A 9,544-nucleotide genomic window follows, 5' to 3' on the forward strand; every position below is an offset into this window, starting at 1 on the left:
GTCATTTAAGAGATTCTCAGAGCGTTAATTTACCTTTTGAGACAGCCTCTTTTATATTATTGATGGTGAAATTCGTATTAAGCTTCCTCAGACTTAGTTTCTTCTTTTTTAGGAGCTTCAACCGGAGCATCGGATACAACATCAAATTCATAGTTGTACTCAACGTTTCTGTGAAGTCTGATAAGAGCAGAGAATTTACCTGTTCTTTTGATTGTGTTTCCAGGAATCTTGATGTATTTTTTATCTACAGATACACCGGCTTTACCCAGAGTTTCAGCTAAATCAGCATTGTTGATAGAACCGAATAATTTGTCACCGGCACCTACTTTTGCAGGGATGGTGATAGAAGTTTTCTTTAATTGCTCAACTATAGCGTTTGCTGCAGCGATTAATTTAGCCTCTTCTTCTTTTCTGGCCTCTAAAGTAGCCTCAAGAGCTGCCTTGTTTTTAGGAGTTGCTAAAAGCGCATATCCCTGAGGGATCAGAAAGTTTCTGGCATACCCTGGCTTTACGTTTACTGTATCAAACTCAAGTCCTAAGTTTTCTACATCTTTTTTTAGGATGATTTCCATTGTTGTTGTCCGTTTTTTAGTTTTAGAGAAAAGAGTAAAGAACAAAGATGGGTTTATTGCCCGGGAAAATCATTCTCTTTCTTTAATCTAAAAATCGTTAGAATTAATGTTATTTATTCAGCAACTTAAAAAAAGAGAAGAAGACCGTGGGATCTTTTCTCTTTCTTCTTGTTTCTTTTTATCTTATTTTAATAAGTCAGCTACATATGGTAGTAAAGCAAGGTGTCTTGCTCTTTTGATAGCAGCAGAAACTTTTCTTTGGTATTTTAAAGAAGTTCCGGTGTATCTTCTAGGTAAGATCTTTCCTTGTTCGTTTACGAATTGTAATAAGAAATCAGCATCTTTATAATCTACATGCTTGATTCCGTATTTTTTGAATCTACAATATTTCTTTTCAGATTTTGTATTGATATCAAGCGGAGTAAGGAATTTTACTTCTGATTCTCCTCCAGCTGAGGCTTGTTTAGCCATTTCATCTATTGCCATGTCTTGTCTTTTTTAATAATTGGGTTAATAATTAAGCTTTAGCTGTTTTTAGTTTTGATCTTCTGGTTACAGCGTACTCAATAGCATGTTTATCAAGTTTTGTAGTAAGGTAACGGATTACTCTTTCGTCACGTTTGAATGCTAATTCCAAATCAGCAACAACAGTTCCCTCGCCTTTAAACTCGATTAAGGTGTAGAATCCGTTCTTTTTTAATTGGATCGGATAAGCTAATTTTTTTAATCCCCAGTTTTCTTTAGCAACGATTTCGCAGTTCTTTTCTTTTAAAAGATCTTCAAATTTTTTCACTGCTTCCTCCACCTGTGCGTCAGATAGAACGGGAGTTAAAATGAAAACAGTTTCGTAATTGTTCATAATGTTAAATAAATTTTATTAATTATTTCGAGGTGCAAAAGTAAAGATTTTATTTTTAATACACAACTTATGGCTGAGAATTATAAAAAAAGACCCGTAAAAACAGGTCTTTGATCTTAGTTAAAATAAAAATTATTTTTTGATCACTTTCACAGACTGCATTCCGTTTTCAGTCTGGGCAGTAACCATATAGGTTCCGGCGGAAAGCTTGGAAAGGTTAATATCAAATCGGGTATTGTGGACCTCAGAAGTATAAACCTTCCTTCCACCTGCATCAAATATATTGACAGATTTTACTTTAACCTGGGAATCTATATTCAAAATATCTGTTACAGGATTAGGATATACTTTGAAAACAGAGTCTTTTTCCCGGGTTTCATTCACTGCCAGAGGAGATGCCATTACGTTTACGGTATAATCCTCAGCCTGCCCGTAATCTGATCCGGCACAAGGGTCTGTAAGATCAGGATTATCAGCTATTGTGCCATAGATCTTTTTCACTCTCATCCGGGTATTTCCTAAGGTGGCTGTTGCAGGAACCGCGATGGCCTGTACAGCCTGCAGGGCATCAGTGCCGGAAGAGTTGGTAATGGTTTGGGTTACCTGATAAACTTCTCCGGGATCGTTTAATGTGCCGTTCTGATTCCAGTCGATAAAGACTGCAAAGCTGTTTTCATAATTTCCTCCGGTATTTCCTTTCAGAGTGATATCATAAGACTGTCCCTGAGTGACCGTAGCGGTCTGGCTAAGGAAAAATTCATGCGAGTTTCCTTCATAGGCTGTAGCGTCTGTTGTATTATTGATCCCTGCAAAATTGACCAATGTAATAGGCTCATCTCCCGGATCTCCAAACAGGTCTTCAAAGGTAAGCGGACCACAATAATTGAGCTGCACGGAGCTGGATCCTTCTACGGAAAAATCATCCACGTATAAGGATGCGCCGTCTGAACCTACATACTGGAATGCCACTTTTACATTAGGATTGTTTTTATAGGCACTGATATCCAGTGTTACAGAATTCAAAGCGAAATTTGTAAATGTCCCTAAACTTGTTTCTGTCCAGAGCTGTGTCCAGGTGGTACCGTTATCCGTAGAAATTTTTACAAAGGCATCATAGTTATTATTCGGGGAAACAGCCCAGTAGTAGCTTAACCCTATCTTGAATTTCAGGTAATAATAGTTAGCATTATCAAGGTTCATACTTGGAGAAATAAGCCATTCATTCTGTTGCCCGAGGTCTGCATCGTAATCTACTGAAGCAACGCTTGCTCCGCCGCTGATGGTGCTTATGGTCCAGGTTTCATTAGCATTGGTTTGCTGTACGGTCCAGGTGGCCGGAATAGCAGTACCATTAAAATCTTCACTTAGTACCACTTGTCCGAAGCTGAAAAATGGTAATGTAAATAGTAGTGTTTGTAGTAATTTCTTTCTCATATTCCATTTTTTATAGGTTATTATATTCAAATTTAATGAAAAAAAATGAAACAACAAGATAATCAGTACTTTATGTTTGGGTGAGAATGATGTTTTTATGAGAAATAACTACAAACAGAAGGAAAAATCAATGGTCTTTGGTTCTGATCTCAGCAAGAAAGCTCTCTTTAAGTATATCATACAGTGAATGTCTGCTTACCAGCAGGGAAGCTATCGAAGAAACCATTCCGGCCAGCATCAGATGAAAGATTAAAGAGTGCCTGTCTGTCATTTCAAGGACAATAATGGCTGATGTGAACGGTGCTCTTGTGATGCCGGTAAGGAATGCTACCATTCCCGCAAGGATCACTACATTGGTTTCGTTGTCCGTGAGATGGATTGCCCCTGAAATTACGGATCCTATACTTGCCCCGGCGGTGAGGGCCGGAGCGAAAATTCCACCTGCTCCGCCGGAGGTGAAGGACAGGGCCGGTCCCAGCATTCTTAAGATGGGAACATACCAGTCCTCATGCTTGTCCGGGGTAAAAAGAACCCTTTCCATGATCTCTTTTCCGGAGCCTAAAATTTCCCTGTTCACAAAAAATGCAATAGAGGCAATAATGAGGGCGCAGGCCACCAAAAATATAACATTGGCCCTGTCTGTTTTAAGGTTTCTTTTCTTCCAGTCATTTATTTTCAGCATGATCACGGAAAGCTGGCTTGCCAGGATACCGGCAATTCCGGCAACAAGAATGATGGGAAACATGACCATTAAGTATACATCATTGGTTTTGGGGTAGCCCAGATACAGATAGGAACCTGCTAATGTCTGAGCAGTTAAACCTGCAATGATGACAGCGGTGAATAAGGCTGTTTTAAAATAATTGATGTGCGTTTTTGAAAGCTCTTCAACAGCGAATACAATTCCGCCCAACGGGGTGTTGAAAGCCGCTGCGAGGCCCGCCGCCGCACCAGTCATGATCATATTCTTTTTAGAGATTTTGGGCCACCAGTCCGGAAGATACTCGTTTACTTTCCGGAAAACAGAGCCGGAAATCTGGATCGTCGGCCCCTCACGGCCAACAGCACCTCCTCCTATGACAAGAACTACGGAGGAAATTATTTTGAAAACAATGATCTTAAGGCTTAGCAGGCCTCTGATTTTTTTATGTTCTTTAGGGTTTGCCAATTCTACTGCTGCCATTACCTGCGGTATACCGCTGCCTTTGGCATTCGGAGCAAATTCTTTCACCAGCCACCATGAGACAACAAAGCCCGCCGGTGCAATGATGAAGATCATCCAGGCATGCCAGTTCATAATGACCTCCAAAAGTTTCTCTCCCCAGGCAAATACCTTTGCGTACATAACTGCAATGAACCCTGTTATCACTGAACCTATCCAGAAAGGGATGGCCTGAAGCAAATTATACTTCAGTTGCTCGTTCCGGATATTATCGAAAGACTTCTTAAGGCTTTTACGGAAAAAGGAGATTATTTTCGGCATTTGTAGGTTTTGGGATGAAATTACGGTAAATTTTTAGAACTATATATCATTTAAAAATTTTGCAAGGATTAAAGTAAGGTTAACACTCAATACTTTTGGTATCCGAATGTCGGAATATCGTTTTTTAATCTCCAGCTTAAGCTGATCATATACTTCAACAATTAATTTTTCTTCTTTCCTGGAAATAATCAAATAATTTGCTGACGTTTAATTTTCTGAAATCCAATTCCATTGTGTAACAGTTTGCTTAAAGATAATATATTCCTGATGTAAATCCAACAATGAAAAAACCTCCGACTCATAATCGAAGGTTAATATTTTAAATATGATGATAATTTAAATCATTGGATCATCTGTAAGGCTGCATGAGCAGTACTTTTACTTATATTTCCGTATTCAGATCCCAATTTTCAAGATAATCATGTACATGCTTCAGCATCATACCGCCTAAAGAGCCGTCTACCACTCTGTGATCGTAAGAATGGGACATGAACATTAAGTTTCTGATCGCGATCACATCGCCATGCGGGGTTTCAAGAACGGCAGGCTTTTTAACGATAGCTCCGATAGCGAGAATAGCTACCTGTGGCTGTGGAATGATCGGCGTTCCCATAAGGTTACCGAAACTTCCCACGTTGGAGATCGTATAGGTAGCTCCCTGGGTGTCCTCCGGTCTCAGTTTTTTATTTCTTGCTCTGTAAGCCAGGTCATTGATAGCTTTGGCCAGGCCTGAAAGAGATAGCTGGTCAGCATTTTTGATGACAGGAACGATAAGGTTTCCATCCGGAAGGGCCGTTGCCATACCGATATTGATGCTTTTCTTTTTAATAATATGGTCACCGTTTACCGAAACATTGATCATTGGGAAGTCCTGGATCGCTTTTACTACGGCCTTTACAAAAATAGGCATGAAAGTAAGCTTTTCTCCTTCACGTTTTTCGAAGATCGCTTTATTTTTATCCCTCCATCTTACTACGTTGGTAACATCTGTTTCTATGAAAGAAGTAACGTGCGGAGCAATCTGTTTTGCTTTTACCATATTTTCAGCAATGATCTTCCTCATCCTGTCCATAGGGATGATCTCATCACCTGCTGAAACCGGGATGGTAGCTGCCGGAGCTGATGTGGATGGCTGTGGGGTGGCTGCCGGAACAGTTTGCTGCTGAACCGCCTGCTGCGGCTGGCTGCCTCTGTTGGCAATATAAGCTAAAATATCTTCCTTGGTGATTCTTCCTTCCAGACCGCTTCCTTTGATGGATTTTAGTTCGGATTCGGAAATGTTTTCCTGCTGGGCGATAGATTTTACAAGTGGGGATAAGTAAAGTTCCCCTGAAAATTCTACATGTGAAGCAACTTTTAAAGGCTCTTCGATGGTTTTTAAGGTCTCAGCATCCGGGCTGGCGGGCTGAGATTCAGTTTTCACTTCTTCTGATGCTGTGTTTCCGCCTTCTCCCTCAATTTCTAAAATAGCAATGGCTTCACCAACTTTTGCAACTTCATCTTTCTGCTTTAAGATTTTTACAATTTTCCCCGAAACGGGTGTCGGAACGTCTGAATCTACTTTGTCTGTTGCAATTTCTACTACGGAATCATCTTCTTTTACACTATCACCTTCGTTGAATAACCAGGTGATAATTGTCGCTTCCATAACACCTTCTCCCATGGAAGGAAGCAATAATTTGTATTCTGCCATTTTTAATTTTTAGATTTTGACAAATATATAAAAAAAATCGTTTTTTTTATGAAATATTTAATTTTAGGAAAATTCAATATAAATGTTTTCACCCACATTAAGGCCAAATAAAGTCTTGGCTCCGTTCTTTTTACTCCCTTTATAAATAGTCAGCTCCAGGAGCTGGCTATCATTGAATATCGCTGCTGATTGCCCATGGAACTCGGTTTCCCTTTCCCAGTCGGCAACTACTTCTGTATGGCTTGAGAATATTTTTGATAAGGACAGATTCCTGAATTTAATGGTGAAATTTTCGAATCCCTTGCCTGTAGTTTCAAAAAAATCTTTGCTAATATTTGAGATTATGTTTCCGAAATTATCAATATAGGTAACCTCTCCGATGATCATTTTTTCAGATTCATTGTAAACCGGTCTCGGGAACATCAGCTGTTTCGCAGACTTTATTTTTCTTCCGATCACTTCCGGAAGCCCGCCATTGGCCAGATGCACGGCTGCAGGAACAAAAACGTCGGTAGAAGTGAAGTTAACCACATCATCAAACCTGTTATTTAAAGTTATTTCATAGATGGCCTCAGGTTTGATATCAAAGAAAATAAGGCTCAATAAACCGTTATCGGCTGCCAGAAAATAAGATCCGTCTGCCTTGTAAAGGATGTTTTTTCTTGATTTATGATAAAAGCTGTCCACGGATAGTATATGGATAGTGCCCTTAGGGAAGTATTTATAGGCATTCCTTACAATATAGGACGTTTGTATAAGATTGAAGGCCTGAATTTCGTGGCTGATGTCAATGATACGAACCTCCGGATTCAGAGAAAGGATCTTACCTTTCACAGCCGAAACTCTGTAGTCTAAATTTCCGAAATCTGAAGTAAGGGTAATGATTGACATGGGTAACTGAGAAATGATAGTGCTGCAAATTTATTTAAAAATAAAGAAAAGCCTGAAAGATTGTGGATAACAATTTGACATAAATTTAAAAAAAAACTTTAATTTTAAAATCTAATATAAAAATATTTGCATGTTTGAATTAACGTATGATTTGGAAGATACTGATGCAAAAATCTTCTATGGAGTTAATAACCAATATTTCAATTTAATAAAATCAACCTTTCCGACCCTTAAAATCACAGGAAGAGACCATTATATTTTTGCAATGGGGAATCAGGAAGCCCTGGATATCCTCAAACAAAAGCTGGATGACATTGTAAAATTTATTTCTAAAAACAATTCCATAGAATTAAAGGATGTTGAAAATCTCCTCAATATAAGGGATGAAAATGAAAAACAGCTGGTATTTGATCAGGATATCATTGTAAAAGGTGTAAACGGTAAAATCATTAAGGCGAAAACCACCAATCTTAAAAGACTGGTAAAAGAAACCGAGAAGAAGGATATGGTTTTTGCCATCGGCCCGGCCGGGACCGGTAAAACCTATACGAGTGTGGCATTGGCAGCAAAAGCCTTAAGGGACAAGGAGGTTAAAAGGATCATTCTGACCAGGCCTGCGGTAGAAGCGGGGGAGAGCCTGGGATTTCTTCCCGGAGACCTTAAGGAAAAGCTGGATCCGTATTTACAGCCGCTTTATGATGCTCTTCGTGATATGATTCCGCATGAAAAGCTGGAAGGCTATATGGAGAAAAAGGTCATAGAGGTGGCTCCATTGGCATTTATGAGGGGAAGAACACTTGATGAAGCCTTTGTCATTCTGGATGAAGCACAAAACACCACCCATGCCCAGATGAAAATGTTCCTTACCAGAATGGGAATGAATGCCAAGTTTATTATTACGGGAGATCCCAGCCAGATTGATTTACCAAAAAACCAGCAATCCGGTCTTAAGGAAGCAATGAGGATTTTAAAAGAAGTAAAAGAGATCGGGTTTGTACATCTTACAGAGGAAGATGTGGTGAGGCATCCGGTGGTGAAGAAGATCATACTGGCCTACAACGAAGAGGAAAAAAGATTAAGAAATGATTAGCTATAAAATATCATATGCAGAACAAATGTTCTGCTTTTTTGTTTTGTAATAAATATCGTTAAGCGGTTTTTACAAAAGGCATGAAATTAATTAGTAACTTTGGTAAAGCAAATTTAAAATTATTAAAAAATGAAAAAACTATTATTACTGGGAGCTTTTGCATTTTTAGGAGGTGCAGCCCATGCTCAGGAAGGTTTTAAACTAGGTGGCCACATCGGTATTCCTGTTGCGGATGCCAGTGACGCTTCATCATTTACTTTGGGAATAGATGCTGCCTATATGTGGAACATCGTGAAAGGATTTGATCTGGGGGTGGCCACAGGGTATTCCCATTTCTTCGGAAAAGATAATTTTGATGACTTCGGCTTTATTCCCGTGGCAGTATCCGGAAAATACAGGTTTTCAGGTGCTCCGATATTTGTAGGCCTGGATCTTGGGTACGGAATTTCCGTGAAAGACGGAATAGACGGAGGATTCTATGCACAGCCAAAGTTCGGATATCAGATGTCTACAGGTGAATTGTACATAGGATACCAATCCATCAGCAATAAGCGTGATTTCGGACCTTATTACAGATCCAGCTGGACTGTGGGTGCCGTAAATATTGGTTATAATTTCTTCTTAAAGTAAATTACACAAAAAGAACGTTTTTAAACTCCAATTGCAAGATTGGAGTTTTTTTGTTCAAAAAATTGTCAAAAAAACAAAAGAACATACTGAGTACGATTATTGTTTGAAAAAGCTAATGTTTAGGGATGATTTTAATCACGTTAACAAATTTTAATATTAAGGGCAGCTGCTGTAAATTTGCCTTCAGAAAGTATTAAATTTTAAAAAAAATGAAAAAATTATTATTAGCTGGTGCAGTTGCACTTTTCGGGTTATCTAATGCTCAAATTGCTAAAGGAACAACTTACCTTTCAGGACAAGTAAACTATACTTCTACTCAGGACAACAATACTGATGCTAAAACAGAAGATTTCAAGATTGTTCCTACTGTAGGGTATTTTGTGGGTACTAACATCGCTGTTGGTTTAGGTGTTGGATATGTTAACGGATCCACTACTCAGTATATTAATAATGCGAAAGTTAAAAATACTACTGATGCATTCGTAGTAGCTCCATTTGCAAGAAAATACTGGACTTTGGGTGAAAAATTATACATCTTCGGTCAGTTAGAAGTTCCAATGGCATTTGGAAAAGATAAGAGAGAAGCTGATGCACCGTATGCGGACTCTGAAAACAAATTCACTTCAATCGGAGTTAACGTTAAGCCAGGTTTAGATTATTTCTTGAACAAAAACTGGTCTATCGAAGCTACTATCGGTGAATTTGGTTACAACAACTTCAAATACAAAGATGCTGATAAGAGCACAGATAACTTTAACTTCGGTTTAAACTTATCTTCTGTAACATTTGGTGTTAAATATGTTTTTGCTAAATAATAAACGAAACATACAGGTCAAGGAGGCTGTCTCAAAAGGACAGTCTTTTTTCTGCTCATGTTTTTTTTAATCCATAT

The 9,544-nt window shown here is 38.7% G+C and carries 10 protein-coding genes; 3 read left to right on the forward strand and 7 right to left on the reverse strand.

Going from position 1 to position 9,544, the window contains the following annotated elements; all coding sequences use genetic code 11:
* Positions 1-77: 77 nt before the first annotated feature.
* The 7 genes from rplI to ABMQ40_RS16220 form a co-directional block, all read right to left on the reverse strand.
* Positions 78-572, reverse strand: a complete 495-nt coding sequence (gene rplI, locus ABMQ40_RS16190; RefSeq protein WP_370901470.1) for a 50S ribosomal protein L9 — start codon at positions 570-572, stop codon at positions 78-80.
* Positions 573-755: 183 nt separating this feature from the next.
* Positions 756-1,058, reverse strand: coding sequence for a 30S ribosomal protein S18 (rpsR, locus tag ABMQ40_RS16195; RefSeq protein WP_002979091.1), 303 nt, complete (start codon positions 1,056-1,058; stop codon positions 756-758).
* A 31-nt stretch (positions 1,059-1,089) separates the two neighbouring features.
* The gene (rpsF, locus tag ABMQ40_RS16200) at positions 1,090-1,431 is read right to left on the reverse strand and encodes a 30S ribosomal protein S6 (protein ID WP_370901474.1); all 342 of its coding nucleotides are present in this window, start codon (positions 1,429-1,431) and stop codon (positions 1,090-1,092) included.
* A gap of 132 nt (positions 1,432-1,563) precedes the next feature.
* Positions 1,564-2,865: a GEVED domain-containing protein gene (locus tag ABMQ40_RS16205; RefSeq protein ID WP_370901476.1), complete on the reverse strand. Its 1,302-nt coding sequence runs from the start codon at positions 2,863-2,865 to the stop codon at positions 1,564-1,566.
* Positions 2,866-2,992: 127 nt separating this feature from the next.
* Positions 2,993-4,348, reverse strand: coding sequence for a chloride channel protein (locus ABMQ40_RS16210; protein WP_370901478.1), 1,356 nt, complete (start codon positions 4,346-4,348; stop codon positions 2,993-2,995).
* 382 nt (positions 4,349-4,730) lie between these two features.
* On the reverse strand, positions 4,731-6,041 hold the full coding sequence (locus ABMQ40_RS16215) for a dihydrolipoamide acetyltransferase family protein (RefSeq protein ID WP_370901480.1): 1,311 nt from the start codon (positions 6,039-6,041) through the stop codon (positions 4,731-4,733).
* 63 nt (positions 6,042-6,104) lie between these two features.
* Positions 6,105-6,932: an SAM hydrolase/SAM-dependent halogenase family protein gene (locus tag ABMQ40_RS16220; RefSeq protein ID WP_370901482.1), complete on the reverse strand. Its 828-nt coding sequence runs from the start codon at positions 6,930-6,932 to the stop codon at positions 6,105-6,107.
* A gap of 130 nt (positions 6,933-7,062) precedes the next feature.
* Here ABMQ40_RS16220 and ABMQ40_RS16225 point away from each other — a divergent pair, with 130 nt between their 5' ends.
* The 3 genes from ABMQ40_RS16225 to ABMQ40_RS16235 all read left to right on the forward strand — a co-directional run bounded on the left by ABMQ40_RS16225 (position 7,063) and on the right by ABMQ40_RS16235 (position 9,467).
* Positions 7,063-8,022, forward strand: a complete 960-nt coding sequence (locus ABMQ40_RS16225; RefSeq protein ID WP_370901484.1) for a PhoH family protein — start codon at positions 7,063-7,065, stop codon at positions 8,020-8,022.
* A gap of 129 nt (positions 8,023-8,151) precedes the next feature.
* Positions 8,152-8,652, forward strand: coding sequence for a hypothetical protein (locus tag ABMQ40_RS16230; protein ID WP_370901486.1), 501 nt, complete (start codon positions 8,152-8,154; stop codon positions 8,650-8,652).
* 209 nt (positions 8,653-8,861) lie between these two features.
* Positions 8,862-9,467: an outer membrane beta-barrel protein gene (locus ABMQ40_RS16235; RefSeq protein ID WP_370901488.1), complete on the forward strand. Its 606-nt coding sequence runs from the start codon at positions 8,862-8,864 to the stop codon at positions 9,465-9,467.
* Positions 9,468-9,544: the final 77 nt, after the last annotated feature.

It is taken from the genome of Chryseobacterium gossypii (assembly GCF_041361455.1).
Classification (GTDB): Bacteria; Bacteroidota; Bacteroidia; order Flavobacteriales; family Weeksellaceae; genus Chryseobacterium; species Chryseobacterium gossypii.